Annotated in this window: 23 protein-coding genes and 2 tRNA genes; 22 read left to right on the forward strand and 3 right to left on the reverse strand. The window is 34.7% G+C overall.

Features of this window, described 5'->3' with window-relative positions:
• Positions 1–4 precede the first annotated feature (4 nt).
• From ACZM4J_RS00225 to ACZM4J_RS00280, 12 genes are all read left to right on the forward strand, one after another.
• Positions 5–193: a hypothetical protein gene (locus ACZM4J_RS00225; protein ID WP_022166191.1), complete on the forward strand. Its 189-nt coding sequence runs from the start codon at positions 5–7 to the stop codon at positions 191–193.
• A gap of 30 nt (positions 194–223) precedes the next feature.
• Entirely contained in the window at positions 224–3,004 is a 2,781-nt protein-coding gene (locus tag ACZM4J_RS00230) for a cellulase family glycosylhydrolase (RefSeq protein ID WP_022166192.1), read from the forward strand.
• 213 nt (positions 3,005–3,217) lie between these two features.
• Positions 3,218–3,460, forward strand: a complete 243-nt coding sequence (locus tag ACZM4J_RS00235; protein WP_022166193.1) for an RNA-binding S4 domain-containing protein — start codon at positions 3,218–3,220, stop codon at positions 3,458–3,460.
• A gap of 70 nt (positions 3,461–3,530) precedes the next feature.
• Entirely contained in the window at positions 3,531–3,815 is a 285-nt protein-coding gene (gene yabP, locus ACZM4J_RS00240) for a sporulation protein YabP (RefSeq protein ID WP_022166194.1), read from the forward strand.
• Entirely contained in the window at positions 3,815–4,315 is a 501-nt protein-coding gene (gene yabQ / locus ACZM4J_RS00245; RefSeq protein ID WP_022166195.1) for a spore cortex biosynthesis protein YabQ, read from the forward strand. The genes yabP and yabQ overlap by 1 nt, the downstream gene beginning before the upstream one ends.
• Positions 4,276–4,608 (forward strand): FtsB family cell division protein, encoded by a 333-nt coding sequence (locus tag ACZM4J_RS00250; protein ID WP_022166196.1) that lies wholly within the window; start codon positions 4,276–4,278, stop codon positions 4,606–4,608. Before yabQ ends, ACZM4J_RS00250 begins: the two co-directional genes overlap by 40 nt.
• Before the next feature lie 96 nt (positions 4,609–4,704).
• Positions 4,705–5,034: a putative signal transducing protein gene (locus tag ACZM4J_RS00255; RefSeq protein WP_022166197.1), complete on the forward strand. Its 330-nt coding sequence runs from the start codon at positions 4,705–4,707 to the stop codon at positions 5,032–5,034.
• A gap of 300 nt (positions 5,035–5,334) precedes the next feature.
• A complete protein-coding gene (locus tag ACZM4J_RS00260; protein WP_022166198.1) occupies positions 5,335–7,038 on the forward strand; it encodes a SpoIIE family protein phosphatase in 1,704 nt (567 codons plus the stop codon).
• A gap of 73 nt (positions 7,039–7,111) precedes the next feature.
• Complete coding sequence (tilS, locus tag ACZM4J_RS00265) at positions 7,112–8,479, forward strand: tRNA lysidine(34) synthetase TilS (RefSeq protein ID WP_022166199.1); 1,368 nt, start codon at positions 7,112–7,114, stop codon at positions 8,477–8,479.
• A 5-nt stretch (positions 8,480–8,484) separates the two neighbouring features.
• Positions 8,485–9,006 (forward strand): hypoxanthine phosphoribosyltransferase, encoded by a 522-nt coding sequence (gene hpt, locus ACZM4J_RS00270; protein WP_022166200.1) that lies wholly within the window; start codon positions 8,485–8,487, stop codon positions 9,004–9,006.
• Positions 9,007–9,045: 39 nt separating this feature from the next.
• On the forward strand, positions 9,046–10,875 hold the full coding sequence (gene ftsH / locus ACZM4J_RS00275) for an ATP-dependent zinc metalloprotease FtsH (RefSeq protein ID WP_022166201.1): 1,830 nt from the start codon (positions 9,046–9,048) through the stop codon (positions 10,873–10,875).
• A 21-nt stretch (positions 10,876–10,896) separates the two neighbouring features.
• Positions 10,897–12,921 (forward strand): glycoside hydrolase family 13 protein, encoded by a 2,025-nt coding sequence (locus ACZM4J_RS00280; protein WP_022166202.1) that lies wholly within the window; start codon positions 10,897–10,899, stop codon positions 12,919–12,921.
• 155 nt (positions 12,922–13,076) lie between these two features.
• On the opposite strand, the gene ACZM4J_RS00285 is transcribed toward ACZM4J_RS00280, so the two are convergent.
• The 3 genes from ACZM4J_RS00285 to srtB form a co-directional block, all read right to left on the reverse strand.
• Complete coding sequence (locus ACZM4J_RS00285; RefSeq protein WP_022166203.1) at positions 13,077–13,451, reverse strand: NPXTG-anchored protein; 375 nt, start codon at positions 13,449–13,451, stop codon at positions 13,077–13,079.
• Positions 13,452–13,543: 92 nt separating this feature from the next.
• Positions 13,544–14,938 carry an LCP family protein gene (locus ACZM4J_RS00290; RefSeq protein ID WP_489485404.1) on the reverse strand — a complete coding sequence of 465 codons (1,395 nt, stop codon included), beginning with the start codon at positions 14,936–14,938 and terminating at the stop codon, positions 13,544–13,546.
• Entirely contained in the window at positions 14,922–15,680 is a 759-nt protein-coding gene (gene srtB, locus ACZM4J_RS00295; protein ID WP_489485405.1) for a class B sortase, read from the reverse strand. Before srtB ends, ACZM4J_RS00290 begins: the two co-directional genes overlap by 17 nt.
• Before the next feature lie 288 nt (positions 15,681–15,968).
• Here srtB and ACZM4J_RS00300 point away from each other — a divergent pair.
• The 10 genes from ACZM4J_RS00300 to fabD all read left to right on the forward strand — a co-directional run bounded on the left by ACZM4J_RS00300 (position 15,969) and on the right by fabD (position 23,600).
• Positions 15,969–16,050, forward strand: a tRNA-Tyr gene (locus ACZM4J_RS00300).
• 31 nt (positions 16,051–16,081) lie between these two features.
• A tRNA-Leu gene (locus tag ACZM4J_RS00305) sits at positions 16,082–16,165 on the forward strand.
• Between the two features lie 234 nt (positions 16,166–16,399).
• Complete coding sequence (gene rpiB, locus ACZM4J_RS00310) at positions 16,400–16,855, forward strand: ribose 5-phosphate isomerase B (RefSeq protein WP_022165180.1); 456 nt, start codon at positions 16,400–16,402, stop codon at positions 16,853–16,855.
• A 112-nt stretch (positions 16,856–16,967) separates the two neighbouring features.
• The gene (locus tag ACZM4J_RS00315; RefSeq protein WP_022165179.1) at positions 16,968–17,354 is read left to right on the forward strand and encodes a hypothetical protein; all 387 of its coding nucleotides are present in this window, start codon (positions 16,968–16,970) and stop codon (positions 17,352–17,354) included.
• A gap of 12 nt (positions 17,355–17,366) precedes the next feature.
• Positions 17,367–18,089, forward strand: coding sequence for a hypothetical protein (locus ACZM4J_RS00320; RefSeq protein ID WP_022165178.1), 723 nt, complete (start codon positions 17,367–17,369; stop codon positions 18,087–18,089).
• 198 nt (positions 18,090–18,287) lie between these two features.
• Positions 18,288–19,868 carry a sodium:solute symporter family protein gene (locus tag ACZM4J_RS00325; RefSeq protein ID WP_022165177.1) on the forward strand — a complete coding sequence of 527 codons (1,581 nt, stop codon included), beginning with the start codon at positions 18,288–18,290 and terminating at the stop codon, positions 19,866–19,868.
• Between the two features lie 291 nt (positions 19,869–20,159).
• The gene (locus tag ACZM4J_RS00330; RefSeq protein WP_022165176.1) at positions 20,160–21,212 is read left to right on the forward strand and encodes a beta-ketoacyl-ACP synthase III; all 1,053 of its coding nucleotides are present in this window, start codon (positions 20,160–20,162) and stop codon (positions 21,210–21,212) included.
• Between the two features lie 182 nt (positions 21,213–21,394).
• Positions 21,395–21,619 carry an acyl carrier protein gene (locus tag ACZM4J_RS00335; protein WP_022165175.1) on the forward strand — a complete coding sequence of 75 codons (225 nt, stop codon included), beginning with the start codon at positions 21,395–21,397 and terminating at the stop codon, positions 21,617–21,619.
• Between the two features lie 24 nt (positions 21,620–21,643).
• Positions 21,644–22,582: an enoyl-[acyl-carrier-protein] reductase FabK gene (fabK, locus tag ACZM4J_RS00340; RefSeq protein ID WP_022165174.1), complete on the forward strand. Its 939-nt coding sequence runs from the start codon at positions 21,644–21,646 to the stop codon at positions 22,580–22,582.
• Positions 22,583–22,685: 103 nt separating this feature from the next.
• Positions 22,686–23,600 (forward strand): ACP S-malonyltransferase, encoded by a 915-nt coding sequence (gene fabD / locus ACZM4J_RS00345; protein ID WP_022165173.1) that lies wholly within the window; start codon positions 22,686–22,688, stop codon positions 23,598–23,600.
• Positions 23,601–23,883 lie beyond the last annotated feature (283 nt).

Genomic DNA, 23,883 nt, shown 5'->3' on the forward strand with positions numbered 1-23,883 from the left:
GGAAATGAAAAAAACAAAAGTTTATGAGACACCGGAATTGATAGTGACAAAGTTTGAGGTGTCTGAAAAAATTATGGACTCTGGATCATTTTTTGAAACTACCAATCCAAACGAAAAACCGGGAGATATAGTTACAAGAGAATGGGAATCCACTCCTGATGTTCCAGGTGGGACCCTTCCAATTGAATTTTAAGAAAATTTGTTTAGAAATTAGGAGAAATTTATGAAAAGATTAAAGAAAATAATTGGAATAATACTTGCCGTCTCTTTTGTAATAACAGGAATACCACAGCTGGGTAGTGTAAGAGTAAAAGCAGTTTCTACCACAAAGGAAAGCTATCCCGGATTTATAAAAGCAGATGGTAAGCAGTTAAGAAATGACAATGGTGATATCGTGCATTTGCGTGGAGTAAATGCAGGTGGTTATATGTTGCAGGAAATCTGGCTGTGTGCAACATATGGTGGAACTGATGACAACTCAAGTGGAAATATCAGATGCCAGAAAAACATTCTGGATACTTTAAATTCCAGATTTGGCAGTGAAAAGGCAAAAAATCTTGTTAGTGCATATGAAGACAATTATTGGACAACCGGTGATTTCGAAAATTGTGCAAAACTTGGCATTAATTGTATCAGACTTCCAATTTGGTACAGAAATCTTGTTGATGAAAATGGCAACTGGTATGACAATGCCTTTGATAAAATTGACTGGTTTGTGGAAACAGCAGGTCGATATGGCATATATGTAATTATTGATATGCATGGTGCATATGGTTCACAAAATGGCAGTCACAACTCAGGTATTTACGGTGGAAGCACAAATCAGCAAAAAAAGGACAATTCAAATTTGTTCTTTGGAACAGATGCAAGTACAAATCAGGCAAAATATTTGGATATGTGGTTAAAAATTGCACAGCATTACAAAGATAATCCTGTTGTTGCAGGTTATGATTTGCTTAATGAACCAATGGCAGATTATATGAATGCGACAGATGTAACCGGAACAAAGGCCGAAAGACTTAGTACATTGTGGAATGTATATGATAAGGCTTACAAAAAGATAAGAACAGTTGACCGCAATCACGTTATTATTATGGAAGCCGTGTGGGATGCAGACACTCTTCCCGATCCTTCTGATAAAGATTGGACAAACGTAATGTACGAATATCATCAGTATTTATACAGTGATTACAGTGACAAAGACAAACAGGTTGCTGCAATGCAGAGCAAAATCAACAATATAAAAGGTGCAAATTATAATGTGCCAAGTTATATTGGAGAATTTAATATGATGTCAAACAGTGATTCATGGAGTGAAGGTGTTAAATTATTAAATGACAATAATTTAAGTTGGACAGTTTGGAACTACAAATGTACAAAACAATATGGAAACTGGGGATTATTTAATACTCCGGGAAACGGTAACGGCAACGATGCTGATACTAAAAAGTATTGGGCAGATGTAGAAAATGATTCTTATGAAACCATATTATCAAAATGGTCAAATCAGGGAAGCGTTGACAGAAATACAAATGTAACGGACAAAGTAAAAAGTTATTTTCCGGGTACAGTGGACAATCTTGCAGAGTCTAAAATTAAAAGTGTAAGCCTTGTGAATGCTGATGGAATGTTAAACCAAATAGATGTAAACTGGTATCCAAAGGCAGGTATGGCTGAAGATACAAAGTACAACATTTATATTGATGACAGTACAACCAGTGTGGCAACTATATCCAAGTCTGATATAAAATCAGACAGTACAGTTATAAAGGCAACAGATTATACAAATCAAAGTGGTGTAGTAAAAGATACCATCAATGGAAATCCGGTAAATATAGGTGGAACCCATAATGGTGACTGGGTAGAATACAAAGACATTTCAGCATCAAATCCTATAACCTCTGTCACTTTTAACTATTCATGTGATAAAAATGCAAACGGTACAATTTATGTATATGATAAAAGTATGGATAGTGTTCCTATTGGATCTATTAAAATTACACCACCAACTGCAAATGCAACATGGAGTGACTATGTTACAAAAACAATTGACTTGTATGAGCCTTTAAAAGAGGGAAAACATACTATATACTTAAAATTTGTAAATGATATTTCAGGCAATGTTGTGAATTTAAAAGATTTTACATTAATAAGTTCATATGGAAATGTGAAGCTTGAAAATGTGGCTGCAGGAAAGCATAAAGTTACTGTACAGGCAACTTTAAATGAACAGGTATCAAAAGGAACAACATCAAATGAAGTTGAAGTTGTGTCAGAAAATACAATGTTAAAGTCTGACAGCATTACAGTTGAGGGATTTCAGATTAAAACAAATGGAAATAGGTATTACAACACAAAGGGCGAAGTTTTATTTGATGAAGAAGGAAGTGAGAAAAAAGTAGCCTTTAGAACAATTTGTAAAGCACCTGATATTGGACAGACCATTACAGTTTCAGGAAAGAATTACACCGTAAAAAATACAGGGGTAATATACACAATCGATCCTAACAGTTCAGGAAATTCGGCTGATGATGTATTGGATAACACATATTCAATACTAAATACTCAGGCTATTAGTGGTAATGAATATACCTATAGAGGAGCAAGGCAATACAACAACATGGATTATACATATGGCTATGTGACAACAGACAATGGAATATTAAGCAAAGAAGATGGCACAATGAAGTATGTCAGAACAATGAGTAACAACTCATATTATGGTAGTGATGGCACACTAAAGGTTATGACAAATTCATTCCATGTAAGAGGTTTTGTTGTGGCAGAAGATGGTACTTTGATTTACGGCACGGATACAGTAACAATGTCCATACCTGAAGTTGCAAATTACCTTTACAAAAATGTGTTGTCATCAAACTACAATGGTCACGCATATCTTTATGATACAATTTTAAGTAAAATAGATAATAAAAATCCTTACTATTATAATCATAAAGTGGATTACGGTTGGAATGACAACCTATATGATCCTGGCAAAAAATAAATATAGTCTTTATAGAAAATCAAACATATATTATAATAATGCCGGAGAGAAAAAATCTCCGGTATTATTTTTATATGTAAATAGGAAATTATTTTTTAAAATGTAAATTTAATAATATGGAAAATTGTATTATAAAAATTAACCTAATAGTAGAAAAATATATATTCTAAGCACATAAATTTAAAAATATTAATTAGAACAAAAGGAGATATCATGAGAATAGATAAATTTTTAAAGGTTTCAAGAATAATAAAAAGAAGAACAGTGGCAAATGAGGCATGTGATGCAGGAAGAGTTTTGGTAAACGGACAGCCGGCTAAGGCTTCAAGAGATGTAAAAGAGGGAGACAAAATAGAAATTCAGTTTGGTCAAAGAACTGTAAAGGTGGAAGTTTTAAGCACAAAAGAAACAGTTAAAAAAGAAGAAGCAGTAGACATGTACAAAGAGATTGATTAAAATGCAACTGCAAGACATATTTCTCACATAACCTAATATATTATTATATAGAAAACTTTTCGAGGTTAATATGGAAGCAGGCAGTACACCAAGAACCCACAAACTTTCAATGGACAATAGAAAGCAGATGAATTTGACAGGGATTAAAGACGTAGTGGCTTTCGACTTGAATCAGGTTTTACTTGAATCAAATTTAGGTATGGTACATATAAAGGGCAGCGACCTAAAGGTAACTAAGCTTACAATTGAAAAAGGCGAGGTAAATATTTCAGGAAAAATTGACAGTATTGTTTATTCAGACGTAAAGGATTATGGAGAAAAAAGTAAGTCTATTTTGAAGAGGATGTTTGAATAATGAGTCCGCAGATTTCTCAGGAAGCATTGCTTATTGTAATGAGCCTGTATGGTGGACTTGTTTTAGTTGTCTGCTATGATATGGTTCGGGTTTGCAGAAGAATTTTCAAAGTGGGAATTGTTTCCATGATTATTCAGGATGTTATTTATTGGACGATTTCTGCAATATTTATGTTTAATATATACTTGAAATACAATTACGGCAGACCTAGATTCTTTTCAATAATCTTTACATTAGGCATAATGGCTTTGTATGAATGGTTAGTTGGAAGAAAAATTGTTGACAGGGTTGCAAAGTTTCTGTGCAAAGTAAAAACCAAACTTTCTAAAATGTTAAAAAAATTAAACACTTGCGTGTTTGGTAAAGTAAAGAGAATTGTGACAAAAATGTTAAAACCATTGCAAAAGTTATACAAATTAGATAAACTAAAAAGAGTTAAAAAAGAAAAAAGGAAGAGAAAATGGCAACAGAAAACAGAAAAGTATCAACAAGAAGATTAAGCAACGCAAGAAGAAAGCGTATTCAAAATAGAAGAATGATGATAGCTATATCAGCAGTAGTTGTGGCATTTTGCATTGTCATTGGTGGACAGATGATAAGCAAATACAGCACATTGGCTGATTTAAGAGAGCAGGAAAGAAAATTAAAGAATCAATATAAGAAAGAACTACAGTTATCTGAAGAATTAAAGGATCAGGAAGAATATGTTAAAACAGATGATTATGTAGAACAGATGGCTAGAAATTTAGGTTTATTATATCCTAACGAAGTAATTTTCAAGCCGGAAGATTAATAAATCAGTAGAATGAAGAATCAATATTAGCGAATCTGATATGAATTTAATAATTTAAACAATAGGATAGTTAAATTTTATTACGAGGTTAAAGAGATGAAACAGGTGTACGAAACAAACGATGAAGTAGAATTACAAATGCTTATAGGGCTTTTAGAAAGCAACGGTATATATACACAAATATACACAGACGGGGCTGGAGATTATCTTAGAATAAAAGGTTCTGATTTTATGATACCTAAAGGCGTGCTTGTAAAAGACAAAGACTGGAAAGAAGCATTAGAGATAATCAATGCAAACGGCTTTGGAAAAAAGAAAAAAGTAAAAAGAGGCAGAACGCAAATTTGGGCAGCAAGAATAGCTTTAGTATTATTTTTAGCTGCTATATTAGGAAACATAATCTATAGTTTAATTGAAAACTTATAGCAATATTGAAATTGAATAGAAATTAACAATATAAGTGAAGATTAAATGATTTTATTAAAGAATTAAATAACGATTAATTATAAATGCCATATTAAAACCCAGTGGAATACCAAAAGTTTTGATATGGTTTTTTCTATAAGAAATTTTTTCAAAATCTTCTGTAAAAAAATACGTTCCACTAGGGATGTATTTTAACAATCTAATGTCGAAATATCTAACGATTATCATACCTTGCTTTGACAAAAAAACATAAACAGAGCTTGTATACTATTTCTTGTGAAAAAAACAAGGAGGGATGGTATGCAAAAAATATTAAAACCAATATTGATAATAGCCATGAGTGTATTAACCTGTTTAATGCCAATGCTTGGTTACTATACAATAGGAGAAAGCTGGTATGGGGCATTGTGTCAAATGAAAGGCGTGCCTTTAGTTACATTGCCACTTATGATGTACACAATATTTATAAACGGTGGTTTTATGGTTGCAGTGAAATACGGCACGATTATGGCAACCACCGGTATATGCATAACCCAGTATAAAAAAATCAGCAATCAGTATAACCCATACGTGGTGGCGGTAATTGCCACAGTTATTACTGTGCTGGTGGAGGCAGTTGACTGGTCAATAGACGGAATGATGAAAATTGACTTATACGGTTTAGTGCCAATTGTAATGCTTACCTGGTCAATGACAGTAATTTTTACATACTTTATAAAATATGTAAGTGATTATGTTCCAAACCATAAGTCGTTGCAGGAGGCAATAAGCAAACAGGAAGATATAAGAAACGAAAGTATTTTACGGACCTCAAAGGCATTTAAAAATCTTGCATCAGAGCTTAAAAGAATGAGTGGTATTGATAGGGATTACGACGTATCCATGGAAGGTTGTGTGGAACAGGAGATTGCAAACAGTTCCTGTAGAGGTTGTGCCAACGGTCAGATTCAATATCTGGAGCGGGCAAAAATAAATTACTTATGGTACAACAAACTGCTGGAAACAAGAGAAGCAATGGCTGTGCAGTTTAATGAAATGGCAAAAGTAATGGAAAATTACACTAAACCAATTTACAGCGAAAAGAAAACAATTCTAGGAATGGACGATTATATAAAACATAAGTTACGGGAAAACAAAGTTATAGCAAGAAGAATTTATATAAATGAAAATAGTAAAGGCATGTTAGAGGTGAGACTTTTTGCCAAAAAAAAGAAAAAAACTGATGTTAAATCAGATGTAATTAAAAAGGTAGTAAGTCAGGCTTTAGGCAAAAAGGTACGCCTTTCCATGGACAGCATTGTTAATATTACGGAAGATTACAATGAGTATGTTTTATTAGAAGAAGTAAATTTTATGACAATAAGTGGAACTGCCAGACAGACAAAAAATAACGAGAACGTTTCAGGAGACAATTTCGCTGTTATGAATTTAAACAGTGGGCAGACTTTTATGAGTATATGTGACGGTATGGGTTCCGGAAAAAGAGCAGGGGGCTATAGTGAACTTATAATTGATTTGCTGGAAAAAATGATAGACAGTGGCTTTGAAGAGGGAACAACTTTGAAACTTGCCAACTCGATAATGCTAACAGGAAATCAGTGGCAGGAGCCGGCAGCAGTGGACATGGCTTTAATTGACCAATACTCAGGAACGTGTCAGTTTTTAAAATTAGGTGCAGCCTGTACTTATATTAAACGTGGAAACTGGGTAGAATGTATTAAGTCCACATCTCTTCCAATGGGAGTATTCCAGGAAGTGGATATGGAAACTATAACGAAAAAACTGTACGATGGCGATTTTGTAATCATGGTTTCAGATGGAATTGTAGATGCCCTTGATGAGCCTGACAAGGAGGAGGCTATGGGTAGAATTATCATGGACATTAAAACATCCAATTCAAAACAAATGGCAATGGAGATTTTAACCAGAGCATTAGCCAGGTCAAAGGGGGTGCCGGAAGATGACATGACAGTTATTTGTACGGGAATCTGGGAGAAAATCTAATAAATTAGTCATAAAAATAGTTTTACTTCTTTGAAAGTTTGACATCGAAACACCCATAAAGTATCATAGAATTATGTTGAAAAAAGTGATAAGTTACATTGAAAAAAATAAAATATTACAAGATGGAGACAGCGTCTTACTTGGAGTTTCCGGGGGCGCTGATTCTGTCTGTATGCTACATGTGTTGTACAGCTTAAGAGAAAAGTATCACTTGAAGCTATACGTTGTTCACGTAAATCACGGAATCAGAGGCAGCGAGGCAAAACGCGATGCAGATTTTGTAGAACAAATGGCTGAAAATTTGCAAATACCTTTTAGAGTTGTGACGGCAAATATACCTGAAATGGCAAAAGAACAGAAATTATCAGAGGAGGAAGCCGGAAGAATATTCAGATATAACACTTTTGAACAGGTGGCAAATGAAGTTGGAGCAAACAAAATAGCAGTGGCTCACAACTTAAATGATAACAGCGAGACGGTTCTTTTTAATTTGTTTAGAGGTAGCAGACTGAAAGGTTTAACGGGAATTTCTCCAATGAGAGGGCAGATTATCAGACCCCTACTTTGCTGTAGCAGAAATGAAATAGAGCAGTATCTACAGGAAAACAATTTGAGTTACTGTATTGACAGCACCAATAAAGAGACAGATTACAGCAGAAACAGGATTCGCCTTAAGCTAATGCCCTATATAAAAGAAAATATTAATCAAAAAGCGGAATATAATATAGTAAATGCGGCTGAAAATTTATCTCAGGTGTATGAATATATTTACGGTGAGGCACAGAAGGCATATAAGATTTATGTGAAAGATAATGTTTTACTTAATTCGGCAGAAGATCTTAATGTTGTAATTTTACAGGAGGTCGTCAGAATGTGGATTTTGGAAAACACTGGTAGACTAAAAGACATAAAGGCTAATCACGTTAATATTGTAATTGGGTTATTGTCAAATCAGGTCTCAAAGAAATCGGAACTACCATACGGCTTAAAGTTAATCAAAACCTACGAAGGTGTGAAAGTTTTACCTGAAAATAACGAAGGAAAAGACAGCAACAGGCAGACGATTATTGAAGACGGTAAGATTTTTAACACAGAAAAGATTACAGTTACAGTGGAAAATGAAAGTTTTGACAAATCAAATATCCCTGATTTGTTATATACTAAATGGTTTGATTATGATAAAATAAAGGGATTGACACTGAGAAAAAGACTTCCGGGAGATTATATTGAAATTAGCGGAAGTGAATCGGGAAGAAGTGTAAAAAAGAAACTGAAAAAATATTTTATAGATAATAAAATTCCACAGGAAGAAAGAAACAATATATGGTTGCTGGCAGACGGGAATCATGTTGTGTGGATTGTTGGATATAGAATAAGTGAGATGTGCAAGGTAACAGATAGTACAAAAAGAATTATTAAAATCACATACAATAAGGAGTAAGGATTATGATACACAAGATTTCAGAGTACATTAGTGAAGAAAAATTAGATAAGAGAATTAGAGAGATTGCAGCAGAAATCAGCAAAGATTATGCAAAGAAAGAAATCAGACTTGTTTGTATTTTAAAAGGAAGTATTTTCTATACATGTGAGTTGGCAAAAAGATTAACTGTTCCTGTTACACTTGATTTTATGAGTGTTTCAAGCTATGGCTCAGGAACAGAAAGCTCAGGCGATATCAAAATCAAAAAAGATTTAGATGAAAGCATTGAAGGCTTAGATGTTATTGTAGTAGAGGATATCATTGACTCAGGCAATACATTAAGCAAATTAATTCCAATGCTAAAGGATAGAAATCCTGCAAGCATTAAGGTAACAACATTACTTGATAAGCCTGACAGAAGAGAAGTTGACATGAATGTTGACTATGTAGGTTTTGAAATTGAAGACAAGTTCGTAGTAGGTTATGGTTTAGATTATGACCAGAGCTACAGAGATTTACCATATATTGGTATCGTAGAACTTTAATATAAATTGACACAAATTATGAAATGCGAGGAGGAAGATTTGAACAGTATAGGCAGAAATAGATTTTCTAAGTTTTATTTTTTAGGGATTGTAGTTTTGGTTTGCTTAATCATCTACAGTTTTAGCCAGAGCTTTGTAAACAATGATTATGCTTACAGTGATTTCTTAACAGACTTAAGGGCTAACAACATTAAGCAGTTGACAATTAAGCAAAACAAGGAAGTTCCTACAGGTAAGCTGGTAATTAAGTTAAGCAATTCAAATGAATCAAAGATTGTTTATGTAACAGATGTTAATAAAGTTATTAGCGATATTGACAAAGCAAAAGCAGACAACAATAAGATTAAATTAAAACCATATATACCTGATGTAAGTAGAGACAGCGTATTCTTAACAAGCGTGTTACCTATGATTTTGTTAGGTATTGTTGTGGTTGTTGTACTTATGATGATGAATGCCAATGCCGGAGGTGGCGGTGGCAAGATGGCAAACTTTGGAAAGAGCAGAGCCAAGATGGTTGTTGAAATTAAAAACATGGATTTCACAAAGGTTGCTGGACTAGAAGAAGAAAAAGAAGAGTTAGAAGAAATAGTTGATTTCTTAAAGGATCCTAAGAAATATATTAGCTTGGGAGCACGTATTCCAAAAGGCGTTTTATTAGAAGGTCCTCCGGGAACAGGTAAAACATTACTTGCAAAGGCTACAGCAGGAGAAGCCGGCGTACCTTTCTTTACAATTTCAGGTTCTGATTTTGTGGAAATGTTTGTTGGTGTAGGTGCTTCAAGAGTTAGAGATTTATTTGAACAGGCTAAGAAAAATGCACCATGTATAGTTTTCATTGACGAAATTGATGCAGTGGCAAGAAGAAGAGGAACAGGTATGGGTGGTGGCCACGATGAACGTGAACAGACACTTAACCAGATGCTTGTTGAAATGGATGGTTTTGGAGTAAATGAAGGCATCATAGTAATGGCAGCTACAAACCGAGTTGATATTCTTGATCCGGCTATTTTAAGACCGGGACGATTTGACAGAAAGGTTTTAGTTGGTAGACCTGATGTTAGAGGCAGAGAGCAGATATTGGAAGTTCATGCTAAGAACAAGCCAATTGGTGACGATGTTAATTTAGAAAATATAGCTAGAATTACTGCAGGATTTACAGGTGCAGACCTTGAGAATCTTTTAAATGAAGCAGCAATTTTGGCAGCAAAGGGTGACAAACCATATATTACACAGGCGAATATTGACCAGGCAATGATTAAAGTTGGAATTGGAAAAGAAAAGAAGAGCAAGATTATTTCTGAAAAAGAAAAGAAGATTACAGCTTATCATGAATCAGGTCATGCAATTTTATTCCATGTTTTACCTGATGTAGGACCTGTACACACAGTTTCAATTATTCCTACAGGCGCAGGTGCAGCAGGATACACAATGCCACTTCCTGAAAAAGACGAAATGTTCCTTACAAAGGGCAAGATGTTACAGGAAATTATGGTAAGCCTTGGTGGTCGTATTGCCGAAGAACTGATTTTAGATGACATAACAACAGGGGCATCGCAGGATATAAAACAGGCAACATCAACAGCAAAGGCTATGGTTACAAAGTATGGATTTTCAGATAAACTAGGTTTAATAAACTATGATGACGATTCCAATGATGTGTTTATTGGAAGAGACTTGGCACACTCTAAAGGCTATGGAGAAGCAACTGCTTCAGCAATTGATCAGGAAGTTAGAGATATTGTTGAGAGTTGTTATGTACAGGCGAAAGCCATTATTGAAGAACACATGGAACAGCTTCATGCTTCAGCTAAATTATTGTTAGAAAAAGAAAAGATTAATCAGGAAGAATTTGAAGCGTTGTTCTAATAAGGAATAGAAGGTAAAAATATGTTTGTTAATCAAGATATATTATTTCATGACGGAACAAAGCAGTTCTGTAAATATAATGAACAGCAAAAAACATATAGCATCATTCTTAGAGCAAATAAAGGCACTGTTAGTAGTGTCTTTGTGTGCGTTAATGGAAATGAATTGCAGATGACAAAAATAAAAACTACAGAGGACTTTGAATATTTCGAAGCTCTGCTGGATGCCGGTGAAAAGATGTATCAGTATTATTTTAAATGCAATATAAATGAAGGCTGTATTTTTTATAATATGTTTGGAATAATGAAACAGGCTGTAAATGATGGTTATTTCGAATTGACACCTGGTTTTGAAACTCCCGATTGGGCAAAGGGAGCGGTTATGTACCAGATAATGGTTGACCGTTTTTACAATGGGGACAAAACAAACGACGTAGTTGACAATGAATATGTTTATATTGGAAAAGCAGTTACAGCAGTGAAGGATTGGAACGAAAATCCTGCAGTTGATGGAACAAGACAGTTCTACGGTGGGGATTTGCAGGGGGTCATTGACAAGCTGGACTATTTAGAAAAATTAGGTATTGATGTAATTTATTTTAATCCTATTTTTGTTTCACCATCAAACCATAAGTATGACACACAGGATTATGACCATGTTGATCCGCATTTAGGAAAAATTGTTGTGGATGGTGGAGAAACTGTACCTGATTACGCAACTGATAATAAAAAAGCAAGCAAGTACAAAACAAGAACTACTAACTTGGGAAACCTTGAGGCAAGTAATCAGTTATTTATAGAATTAGTTGAAAAAGCTCATGAGCATGGAATTAAAATAATTATCGATGGAGTTCTTAATCATTGTGGTTCTTTTAACAAGTGGTTAGACAGAGAGGAACTTTATAAAGGAAACAGTGATTATGAAACAGGGGCATATCAGTCAAAGGAAAGCCCATATAATTCTTATTTTAAATTTAGCACAGATAGCTGGCCTGATAATTACAGTTATGAAGGTTGGTGGGGATTTGATACTCTTCCAAAATTAAACTATGAGGGTAGTGAAAAGTTGTGTAATTACATTTTGCATATAGCTGAAAAATGGGTGTCACCTCCATTTAATGTTGATGGTTGGAGACTTGATGTGGCAGCTGACTTAGGACACAGCCCTGAATTTAACCATAAATTCTGGAAGCGTTTTAGAGACAGAGTTAAACAGGCCAATCCTAATGCAATTATTTTGGCAGAGCACTATGGTGATGCACACTCATGGCTTATGGGTGACCAGTGGGATACGGTAATGAACTATGACGCATTTATGGACCCTGTCACATGGTTTTTAACAGGTGTTGATAAACATTCTGACAATGCAAACCCATACATGAGAGGTAACGGAGAAGTGTTCCATAACACAATGCAGTATCAGCTTTCACGTATGCAGAACCAGTCAATTCTTGTGGCAATGAATGAATTATCAAATCATGATCATTCAAGATTTATGACGAGAACAAATAAGATGGTTGGTCGAATCGGTACAGTAGGAGCTGCAGCAGCAGCAGAAAATATAGATAAAGCAATATTTAAACAGGGCGTTATTATGCAGATGACATTGCCTGGTGCACCTACTTTATACTACGGTGATGAAGCAGGTGTATGTGGTTGGACAGATCCGGATAACAGAAGAACTTATCCTTGGGGTAAGGAAGATTTAGAATTGCTTGAATTCTATAGAGAGGCAATATGTGTTCACAAACAGAATCAGCCATTAAAAGACGGGTCTTACATGTTGCTAATTGCTGACACCGATTTGGTGTGTTATGGTCGCTTTAATGAAAATGATTCAGTATTAACAGTAATCAACACATCTGACATAGACAAAGAGATTTCCGTTCCCGTTTGGAAGTTGGGACGAAGTGTTTCACAGTGGGAAAGATTGTTGGAATCAAGTAGAGAATTCTATAACTGTGGAAGAATAATCTATGAAGTAGAAGATGGCAGTTTGAACTTAACAGTCAAAGGAAATAGTGGTTCAATCTACCGCAACAAATAAATAACAATTCACAATCTGGTGAAAAAGCGGATAAATAAAAAGGAATTCAGACAAGTCATATTTCTATTGTCTGAATTCCTTTTTATTTTCTCGCTTTTTCTATTGAGTTATGAATTTCCTTCATTTGCCACTAATGGCTATCTGTTATTTATTATTTAGTTCTTATTTGTTAATTCTTTTCTGGAAACTACAATTGCACCTGCGGCTACTAACAAGCCGGCAATTGGGATTATAATATTTGAGCCTGTTTTTGGAGAAATGTCTGAAGGATTTCTCTTTCCTGTTTTACCTGAGCCGGTTGTTGTTTCGTCTTTCTTAGTAGTTTTTTGCTTTTTTTGTTTTTTCTTAGTTGTTTCGTTGCTCTTAGTAGGCTTTACTGTTGTTGGTGCTTTAGTAGTTGGGTTAACTGTAGTAGTTGGAATAACTGTAGCAGTAGGACTACTTTTGGCAAAACATGTTGTAGCAAAAGCCAATGTAAATATTAAAGTCGCTAGAAGAACTATAATATTTTTTTTCGCAGTTTTATTCATAGTTTTTACCTCCGTAATTACACATTATACAAAATGTGAAGCTTTTCTTATTCTATTATACATATATACGCTTAAAAATCAAAGTCATACTTTTAATCAATCTGTTTATAGTAAAAATCCAAAACAGTTTCAAAAAGTTTTTTCTTGGAAATTTTATATTCTGCAGAACTGTCTTTTGGGGAGTCCACATATTTCCCGGATGTACTTTGTATATTTAACCCGGTATAGTTTGTAGTCAGTGACCAACCTAAATATGTAAGTATCGGTGCAGAAATATTTGTAACTGTATTTGTTGTTGTATCTTTGTATAAATCCAAAGACACGTGGAAATCTTTTCTTATTGCAGGCACAATGGAACCGGCAAAAGCTGTAAGATATTGTTTCTGGCAATCCATTCTTCTAAGGTTGTCATCTAATAAGCTGGTGTCTCTATGACGAACAAATGCCTCTGCCATATCGCCTTTTAAGGTAACAGTCTGCCCCTTTGTGAAACTTTCAAATGTATAGTCAGGTGTAACAGTAACCCCACCAACATCATCATTTAAAATTTTTATGGCATCCAAATCAATTGCATAGTAAGCGTTAATTGGAATGTTGTATAAAAGACGTTCCGTAGCAGTTACCTGATTCTCAGCGCTTGTTTGTTTGCCGTCGCCATAGGCATATGCCAAACAAAGCTGGGCAGTTGCAGTGTCCACGTAGTTACCGCCCTCATCATATCGGCTAATGTCAGTCATGATATCACGATTAAGGCTGAGCACTTTTATATGACCGCTCTTTGTATCGTAAGTAAAAAGATACAAAGCATCAGCTTGGCCGCCTGTTCCAGAGACTGCATTATCTTTTAGTTTGCGATTATCAATACCCATAAAAAGTATGCTTGCAATATTGTCATTAAATTCATAAGTATGTCCATTGTAATATACAATTCGCCCGTCATCTTCATATTGTATTCCTGATGGAACATTAACATGGAGATTTCTGTAATTAAGTAACTTCTTCCTGCCAATATAATTTAAAACTCCCAAAACAATTGCAATAATTATAAGTAGTGAAAGTAAAATAATCAAAAAAATCTTTAGCTTTTTATGTTTCTTTTTAAGATTTTGATTATCATCTTTTGCCTTCTTATGCTTGTGGTTATTAGTTTGATTATCATCTTTTACATTCTTATGTTTGTGTGTATTAGTTTGATCATCTTTTTTTAACTTATTATGTTTTTGCTTGTTAGTTGAAGCATTGGCGTCAAAATTCTCAGACTTATCTACGTTAGTAGAGCTATTATTGTTAAAGTCTGTAGGCTTATCTGAGTTCGACGAATTGTGATGTCTATGGTGTCTGTGATGATGAGAGTCGTATTTATAATTTTTCTCAACAGTTTCCCAGTCAACATCAAATTCCAGATTATTCCTAGTGTCCTTAATGACGTTAGGATTAGCAATGTTTGAATTGTCGCTTATATTATTATCATTAGTTTGTTTGCTCACGTTTAATTAAAACCCCCTGTACTAGATATCTTGTGTTTTCGGCACCGTTTGTGCAGGTACTTAAAGTTAAAATTTTACTGTCCTTATTTAATGTAACTTTTCTTGTATTTTTATTCATTGAGTCAGGATTAAGAGTGTATTTCTGATATTTTTCCAAAACACTTTTGTTACTAAAATCAAAGGAATTTAAAATATGTCTGTCGTCATATACATACGCTGCATAGATTTTAAATGTCAATTTTTGACTTGGCATGTAAATATAAATGTATTTATTTTTCTTAAAAAAATCAGGTTTCTCAAAACTATGCAAAGTCTTAAACATTGAACCGTTGTTCATATTGTGCCCGTATAAAACTGTTACAGGATCAGAGTAATCGGTTGCATTTTGCATTTCGCTGTAAATTGCACCGGCAAATTCTGATTTCTTCTGTATATTGTGATTTAGGTAAAAGTCATCATTGTCTGTTGTTGGCTGAACAACAGGATAATCAACCTTGGTATTTGGAATATAAATCCAACTATATATGTCAGAGTTATATTTTTTTAATTTTTTCCAGTTAATGTTGTGGCTGTCAGCATATTCTTTTGAATTCTTGACATGCCTAGAGGTAGTTTCGGTCAAATATTTTTTTGTATTTCCACCGTTGCTGCTTCCCTGTGAAAGTAGCAGGTAGCAACAAATAATAAAAATAGCAGTAGCTATAACCAAAACAGTTCCCCATATAATTTTCTTACTCTTCATATAAATTTTAGAATCCCTTTCAATAACGATTGTTTGTAACTATAAGTATAGTGGTTGGAAGAATGTATGTCAAAGAGAGAAATTTCGAGAAAATTTCTATTATATAAAAAAATAATTGCACTTTTATAGTATTTATGGTATAAATGTATATTGTTGGGAAGAGCAGTTCGCAAACGTTGTTTGCTCACTGTCATTTGCTTCGCAAATGACTTTTCCTTTTTCAATAAACTTATACATGCGAGTATGTAAAGTTCATTAAAAAAAGAAAAGCGCTTTCTAAGTTATTATGGGCAGATTCCCGAGTGGCCAAAGGGGGCAGACTGTAAATCTGTTGGCACCGCCTTCGAAGGTTCGAATCCTTCTCTGCCCAGTCTATAATTAGCTTTTAGCTGGTTATGAATGCCGGTGTGGCGGAACTGGCAGACGCGCAGGACTTAAAATCCTGTTGTGGCAACACAGTACCGGTTCGATTCCGGTCACCGGCATGTTTAAGTTTTTCAAAGCTTTGGGCGTACCTGATTTTTTTAGGTATGTCTTTTTTTATGTAATAAGAAAATCCTCCATAATTTCATATTACATAAAAAGTTCAGTTAGGAATGTGGTAGAAATACCTTATTTATTATACAAATATAAAAGTTTGACATGAACTTTTAGATTAGGTAGAATAAAAAAGTTAGGGATAACAGATTGTTAATAATAAGAAATGTGAGGAATTTACAATGAAAATAGGTTTTGGTTGTGATCATGCAGCAATTGATTTAAAAAATGAATTAGTTGAATATATGAAAGAAAAAGGATATGAATGTGTAGATTATGGAACAGGTTATGATGAAAACGGTGAAATAATCAAATGTGATTATCCTACAAAGGGTGAAGAAGTAGGTCGTGCAGTAGTAAACGGAGATGTTGATTATGGTGTACTTATGTGCGGAACAGGAATTGGTATTTCTATAGCAGCTAATAAGGTTCCTGGTGTTATTGCGGCAGTTTGCAGCGAACCATATTCTGCAAAGCTTACAAAACAGCATAACAACGCCAACATCATTGCATTTGGTGCAAGAGTTGTAGGTGTTGAACTTGCAAAGATGATTCTTGATGAATTCTTTGGAGCTGAATTTGAAGGTGGAAGACATCAGAGAAGAGTCGATATGATTAGAGAAATCGAAAAAAGATAACAAGTTTAGGTGAAAGAATATAATTTTCTAATTATAAAAGGAAAGCTAAAATAGTTTGATGGCAGACTATTGGTTAGTAGAATGATATAAATGAAAAAACTTAGGATAAATAATGGTAACAATAAAGGAAGTTAAAACCAGAAAAGATTTAAGAACTTTTGCTGGTTTCAATGAAAAAATGTATAGAGATGTGCCACAGGCAATGCCTGATTTGATTTCAGACGAAATGGCGAATTTTAATCCTAAGAAAAATCCGGCATTTGAGTATGCTGAATCAAGACAGTGGTTGGCATACAAAGATGGAGAGTGTGTAGGAAGAATCGGTGCCATAATCAGTCATAGGGCAAATGCGAAATGGGATAGAAAAAGAATAAGATTTACAAGAGTGGATTTTATTGACGACTACGAAGTTTCAGAGGCTTTATTTAAGGCTGTTGAAAATTGGGGCAGGGAAAAGGGACTTAAAGCAGTTCATGGACCAATGGGATTTTGCGATTAGGACCAGGAAGGAATGCTTATTGAAGGTTTCGAATATGATGGTATATTCATAACGATTAATAATGCACCTTATTATAAGGAGCATATGGAACGCCTTGGGTATGTAAAATCTGTGGATTGGATTGAAAACAGAATAGATATACCGGATGAAATACCACCTGTTTTTGACAAAATGTGTGAGAGAGTTTTAAAAGACAATAAACTCAAAATTGTAAAAGTTAAGAACAGATTACAGCTAAGAAAATACATAAAATATATATTTGATGTTGTAAATGATACTGCAAAGATATTATATGGTGAAGTGGATTTATCTGAGGCACAGATTAAAAAGTATGTTCATCAGTTCATATTAATGGTTAATGTTAGATTTATTTCATTACTTGTAAATGAAAAAGATGAGATGGTTGCTATTGGAGTGACTGTTCCTTCAATGGGCAAGGCTTCAAAAAAATCTCATGGAAGATTGTTTCCTTTTGGATGGGCAAGACTGCTTTATGCACCATATTCTAAACCTGACACATTGGAACTTTATTTAGTTGGTGTAAGAGATCAGTATAAGAAGAAAGGCTTACCGTTAGTTTTAATTACGGAAATTCTAAAAGCAGCCATTGAAGATGGAATGAAATATGCTGAGACAGGACCAATGCTTGAAGATAATATTAAGGTTCAGTCTATGTGGAAAAGATTTAATAAGATTCAGCATAGAAGACGTAGATGTTGGATAAAAGAAATATAAAAAAGTCGGCTGTGGATGTGCTCTGACATGAAGATAGGAGCAGGAAAAGGAAACAGTTGATAGCTAACAGGTGCTTTGTTATTTACAAAGCATCTTTTTTTTTATATAATCACTTTAATGCTTTAAAACGTAACGGTTTAAAGTTTAACGCTTTAAAGGCTCGGAATATATTTTAATAATTTTAATGGAGGGAACATTATGACAGTAGTATTATGTTCAATTATGCTAGTTGTATTTTTTGCTGTAATGATCTTTGTAGGTTTTTACACTAGAAAACATGCAACAGACGTTACAGGATTTGTTCTGGGAGGCCGTTCAGTAGGCCCTTGGCTTACTGCCTTTGCTTTTGGAACATCTTATTTTTCGGCAGTTATCTTCGTAGGATATGCAGGACAGTTTGGATGGAATTTCGGACTTGCATCAACTTGGGCAGGTTTAGGAAATGCATTCATTGGTTCTTTACTTGCATGGAATGTGTTAGGTAGAAGAACAAGGGTTATGACACAGCACGTTGATGCAAAGACTATGCCGGACTTTTTTGGAAAAAGATTTAATTCAACACCTTTAAAAGTTGCTGCATCAGTTATTGTATTTATTTTCTTAATTCCGTACACAGCATCACTTTACAATGGACTTTCAAGTTTATTTGGTTTAGTGTTTGACATTCCATATTGGGTAGTTATTGCGGTAATGGCAGTGCTTACAGGATTCTATGTAATTTTTGGTGGTTACATGGCAACAGCTATTAATGATTTTATTCAGGGAATCATTATGTTATTTGGAATTTGTGCTATTATTGGTGCGGTTTTAATGGACAACGGTGGTCTTTTACAGGCAACAAAGAGCCTTGCAAAAGTTACAGGAGATGCAGGTTGGGAAGGCGCTTACACAGCATTTTTAGGACCTGATCCTTTAGCATTATTATTTGTGGTTATTTTAACATCACTTGGTACATGGGGACTTCCACAGATGGTTGGAAAATTCTATGCTATTAAAAGTGAAAAAGACATACATAAGGGAACAGTTATTTCAACAGTATTTGCAATTATTGTAGCAGGAGGCTGTTATTTCTTAGGCGGATTCGGCAGATTATATAGCGATAAAATTGCAATTAATGAGGCAACAGGTAAGCCTTTATTTGACACAATAATTCCAACAATGTTATCAGCACTTCCTGCAATAGTGGTTGCAGTAGTAATTGTTTTGGTTTTATCAGCTTCAATGTCAACACTTTCATCATTAGTTTTAACTTCAAGTTCAACATTTACATTGGATGTAATTAAGCCGGCATCAAAGAAGGAAATGTCAGATAAGAAACAGGTAACAATAATGCGTTTATTTATTGTTTTCTTTATACTTGTTTCAGCAATAATTGCCATTTTCAAGGATGCACATCCTGAAGTAACATTTATAGCACAGATGATGGGTGTTTCATGGGGAGCTTTAGCGGGAGCATTCCTTGCACCATTTTTGTATGGACTATACTGGAAGGGCGTTACAAAAGCAGCGACAATTGTATGTTTCATCTGGGGTTGCGGAATTGCTGTTGTACAGCTTGTAATTACACTTGCGGGAATTGATACAACAGGTTGGGGAACAGTTCTTTCATATGTATTTAAGTCTTCAATCAACTCAGGTGTAGTTGCCATGGTTGGTGGCTTGATTATTGTACCGATTATTAGTTTATTTACAAAGAAACAGGACCAGAAAGAGTTAGACGATTTATTTGAATGTTATGAAGAAAAAACAGAAGCAGTAGCAAAGGAACATTTGAAATAAAGGCTTCTGGAGTGTAAAATGTAGAACACTCTAAGGGCAAATAAAAATGCTACTCAAATATAAAATTTAATAGACAAATCAGAAAATAGATGTCCGATAATGAACAAAAACAAGAGGAAATGTTCATTACAGGACATCTTTTTTTCATGTTGTTTAGCTTTGCCAAATTCTATTGACCATTAATTTTTAGGTGGCTATACTGTAGGCGTTCTAAGACAAAAGAAAGACTTAAATAAATCGTAACAGGGAAGGAGTACAAAAAATGTTAATAACATTTTTTGTAAGGATAATATGTTTGGAAAAATAATTGGAACAGGTTCATATGTTCCTGAAAATATAGTTACAAACAATGATTTAACAAAAATTGTTGAAACAAGTGACAGTTGGATTGAGGAAAGAACCGGCGTTAAGCAAAGACACCTTATGAAAAATGAAACTACTGCTACTATGGCAACTGAGGCAGCAAAAAGAGCAGTTGAAAATGCAGGAATTAAGCCAGAAGAAATTGATGTTATTGTGGTTTCTACAGTATCTTCCAATTTGATTCTTCCAAATACAGCCTGCTTTGTTCAGGAACAAATTGGAGCCATAAATGCTTTTTGTTTTGACATTAATACAGCCTGTACCGGTTTTATGATGGCATACAATACTGTCCAAAGTTATATTAATTCAGGTTTAGTGAAGACAGCGTTAATTATTGGAGCAGAGGGCTTGTCAAGAATTGTTGATTGGAGTGACAGAGGAACCTGTATTCTTTTTGGAGACGGGGCAGGAGCCGCAATTGTTAAGGCAAGCGAGGCTGCAGTTTTTGAAACTGTTATGAAATCTGATGGTAGAAAAGGTTCAGCACTTACATGTTATAACGGGTTCGCAACAAGACCAAGAAAAATTTTTACAGAAGAAAAACAGGAAATTTCAGATATATATGAAAAAATGAATGGTCAGGAAAATTCAGGTACATATAAAAAAATAGATGGTCAGGAAAGCTCAGACACCTTTGTAAAGATGGATGGTCAGGAAATTTTTAGGTTTGCCGTAAAAGAAGTTCCAAAATGTATTAATGAATTAATGGGAAAAATGAATATAACAAGTGACGATGTGGATATGTTTGTTTTGCATCAGGCAAATTTAAGAATTTGTCAGGGGATTGCCAAGCGTTTGAAAATCAGTATGGATAAGGTGCCAACAAATGTTTCAGAATATGGCAATACATCATCTGCCTGCATACCAATATTGCTGGATGAGTTGTTTAAGGCAGGCAAACTGAAAAAAGGCGACAAAATTATAATGTCAGGTTTTGGTGCAGGAGTAACCCTTGCTGCAACATATTTGGAAATTTGTTAATGGCAGTTGTAACTAAAGCCGTAAAATATTTTTTATTAGTTATTAACCGGTACAGCCGGATTATATAAAAATTGCTTTTGAAAATAAAAAATCCCATGGAACATAAAATAGTAGTTCTTTATAAACAGATTTTCAAAAAGCAAAATAAAAAGTCAATTATAAAAGAATAAGGAGATTAAAAAATGTTTGAAGAAATTAAGGAAATTATTGTTGAAGAATTAGGAGTAGATGAAGACAAGGTTGTGGAAACAGCAACATTTAATGAAGATTTAGGAGCTGACTCATTAGATTTATTTGAACTTGTAATGGCATTTGAAGATAAGTTTGACGTAAAGATTCCTGAAGAAGATTTAGAAAAAATCAAGACAGTTGGAGATGTTGTGAAATATATTCAGGACAATAAATAATAGAAAAGCGTAGGAAATTTCGTTATGAAAACAGAGATAACAGAATTACTAAATATTGAATATCCCATAATTCAGGGTGGTATGGCATGGGTGGCTGACTATCATTTAGCAGCTGCCGTTTCCAATGCCGGCGGACTTGGGCTGATTGGTTCAGGTGGAGCACCTGCATCCTGGGTAAAAGACCAAATTAGGGAAGTAAAAAAATTAACTGATAAACCTTTTGGAGTAAACATTATGTTAATGAACCCGGAGGCAGATGAAATCGCAAAAGTAATTGTAGAAGAAAAAGTACCTGTTGTTACTACAGGAGCGGGAAATCCGGCAAAGTACATTAAAGAATGGAAAGAAGCTGGCGTGAAAGTAATTCCTGTAGTTGCAAGTTGTGCCTTGGCAAAAATGATGGAACGCTGTGGAGCCGATGCAGTAGTTGCAGAGGGAACAGAGGCAGGAGGACATATTGGGGAGATTACAACAATGTCTTTGGTGCCACAGGTTGTTGATGCAGTGAATATACCTGTCATTGCAGCAGGTGGGATCGCTGATGGAAGAGGTTTTGCTGCGGCACTGATGTTGGGAGCTAAGGCAGTTCAAATGGGAACTCATTTTGTTGCCACAAAAGAATGTAACGTTCACGAAAATTATAAGGAAAAAATAATAAAGGCGAAAGATATTGACTCAAAGGTAACAGGTCGCTCAACAGGACATCCTGTACGTGTACTTAGAAATCAAATGAGCAATGAGTACATAAAAAAAGAGCAGGAAGGTGCCACATTGGAAGAGTTAGAACTTTTAACTTTAGGTGGTTTAAGAAAAGCTGTTGTTGACGGCAACGTAAAAGAAGGAAGTCTAATGGCGGGGCAAAGTGCCGGTTTGGTAAAAAAACAATATACCTGCAAGGAACTTATCGAAAAAGTTGTAACCGAAGGACAACAGGTAATAGAAAACAGATTGGCAGAGTTTTAAAGCTGGAATTTTGACGTGAGATTTTAAAAGTAAAATTTAGCATTCATATCTAAAAATCAGTGGAGAAAAATTAGAGTTGTATTTAAAATTTTTGGAGGAGCATATGAGTAAAATCGCATTTGTATATCCGGGACAGGGTGTGCAGACAGTAGGCATGGCACAGGACTTTTATGAAAACAGTGTTTTGTCAAAAGAAGTATTTGACAAGGCAGATCAGGTACTTGATTTTGATATAAAGAAAATCTGTTTTCAGGAAAATCAGGAAATAAATGATACAGAGTACACACAGGCGGCTTTGGTTACTACATATCTTGCAATAACAAAAGAAGTAGAAAGTAGGGGGATTAAACCTGACGTTACAGCAGGGCTAAGCCTTGGAGAATATGCGGCAATTGCAGTAAGCGGTGGCTTTTCTTACGAAGATGCCATAAAAACGGTAAGACAACGAGGAATTCTTATGAACAGGGCTGTGCCAAAAGGTGAAGGTACAATGGCAGCAATTCTTGGAATGACAGCTGAGCAAATAGATAACATTGTAAACAAGATGGAAAACGTGTCAGTGGCAAATTATAACTGCCCAGGACAAATTGTAATAACCGGAAAAAAAGATGCCGTTCAAAAAGCAATGGAATCATTGAAAGAAGCCGGAGCCAGAAGAACAGTAGAATTAAACGTAAGTGGGCCTTTCCACTCACAATTCCTAAAAGAAGCCGGAAAAAAACTAGGAGAGCAACTTGAAAAAGTACAATTCACACCATTAACAATACCATACGTTACAAACGTAACAGCACAATATGTGGAAGATGTTAATAAAACAAAAGAATTGTTAATAAAACAGGTCTACTCACCGGTTCGATGGGAAGAAAGTGTAAGAAACATGATAGAAAAAGGCGTAGACACATTTATTGAAATAGGTCCCGGAAAAACAATCGCAGGCTTCTTACGCAAAATAGACAGAAATGTAAAATGCATAAACATAAGTCAATATGAAGACTTAAAAAAACTAAATCAAAATTAAAAATTAATAAGATAATTTAACTCTTTTTTAGAAAAGTAAAAAATATTAAAGAATAAAATCAAGATAATCAAAAATATAGCTTTTCTTCTTTCTGCTTTGCAGATATACATTCACGAAAGCACGTTACACTTAGGATACTGCACGTACAAGCCTTCCCAGTACGTTGCACATAGGTAATAAACATTCTAAGAAAGTGCTCTGAAGCCGTGGGTTCACAAAGGCAGCGAAGTCGGCTTTGTAGAACCGCTACGAGCTGAAGGCAGAGGGAGCGTGCTTTCGTGAA

This window comes from Eubacterium sp., from assembly GCF_057858645.1.

Excerpts from the sequence above, each read along its gene's own strand:
- rpiB (WP_022165180.1), top strand. The coding sequence starts at position 16,400 with ATGAAAATAGGTTTTGGTTGTGATCATGCAGCAATTGATTTAAAAAAT.
- fabD (WP_022165173.1), top strand. The coding sequence starts at position 22,686 with ATGAGTAAAATCGCATTTGTATATCCGGGACAGGGTGTGCAGACAGTA.
- fabK (WP_022165174.1), top strand. The coding sequence starts at position 21,644 with ATGAAAACAGAGATAACAGAATTACTAAATATTGAATATCCCATAATT.
- hpt (WP_022166200.1), top strand. The coding sequence starts at position 8,485 with ATGATACACAAGATTTCAGAGTACATTAGTGAAGAAAAATTAGATAAG.
- ACZM4J_RS00235 (WP_022166193.1), top strand. The coding sequence starts at position 3,218 with ATGAGAATAGATAAATTTTTAAAGGTTTCAAGAATAATAAAAAGAAGA.
- ACZM4J_RS00260 (WP_022166198.1), top strand. The coding sequence starts at position 5,335 with ATGCAAAAAATATTAAAACCAATATTGATAATAGCCATGAGTGTATTA.
- ACZM4J_RS00250 (WP_022166196.1), top strand. The coding sequence starts at position 4,276 with ATGGCAACAGAAAACAGAAAAGTATCAACAAGAAGATTAAGCAACGCA.
- ACZM4J_RS00320 (WP_022165178.1), top strand. The coding sequence starts at position 17,367 with ATGCTTATTGAAGGTTTCGAATATGATGGTATATTCATAACGATTAAT.
- ACZM4J_RS00315 (WP_022165179.1), top strand. The coding sequence starts at position 16,968 with ATGGTAACAATAAAGGAAGTTAAAACCAGAAAAGATTTAAGAACTTTT.
- ACZM4J_RS00285 (WP_022166203.1), bottom strand. The coding sequence starts at position 13,451 with ATGAATAAAACTGCGAAAAAAAATATTATAGTTCTTCTAGCGACTTTA.
- ACZM4J_RS00255 (WP_022166197.1), top strand. The coding sequence starts at position 4,705 with ATGAAACAGGTGTACGAAACAAACGATGAAGTAGAATTACAAATGCTT.
- ACZM4J_RS00230 (WP_022166192.1), top strand. The coding sequence starts at position 224 with ATGAAAAGATTAAAGAAAATAATTGGAATAATACTTGCCGTCTCTTTT.
- tilS (WP_022166199.1), top strand. The coding sequence starts at position 7,112 with ATGTTGAAAAAAGTGATAAGTTACATTGAAAAAAATAAAATATTACAA.
- ACZM4J_RS00325 (WP_022165177.1), top strand. The coding sequence starts at position 18,288 with ATGACAGTAGTATTATGTTCAATTATGCTAGTTGTATTTTTTGCTGTA.
- srtB (WP_489485405.1), bottom strand. The coding sequence starts at position 15,680 with ATGAAGAGTAAGAAAATTATATGGGGAACTGTTTTGGTTATAGCTACT.
- ACZM4J_RS00330 (WP_022165176.1), top strand. The coding sequence starts at position 20,160 with ATGTTTGGAAAAATAATTGGAACAGGTTCATATGTTCCTGAAAATATA.
- yabQ (WP_022166195.1), top strand. The coding sequence starts at position 3,815 with ATGAGTCCGCAGATTTCTCAGGAAGCATTGCTTATTGTAATGAGCCTG.
- yabP (WP_022166194.1), top strand. The coding sequence starts at position 3,531 with ATGGAAGCAGGCAGTACACCAAGAACCCACAAACTTTCAATGGACAAT.
- ACZM4J_RS00335 (WP_022165175.1), top strand. The coding sequence starts at position 21,395 with ATGTTTGAAGAAATTAAGGAAATTATTGTTGAAGAATTAGGAGTAGAT.
- ACZM4J_RS00225 (WP_022166191.1), top strand. The coding sequence starts at position 5 with ATGAAAAAAACAAAAGTTTATGAGACACCGGAATTGATAGTGACAAAG.
- ACZM4J_RS00280 (WP_022166202.1), top strand. The coding sequence starts at position 10,897 with ATGTTTGTTAATCAAGATATATTATTTCATGACGGAACAAAGCAGTTC.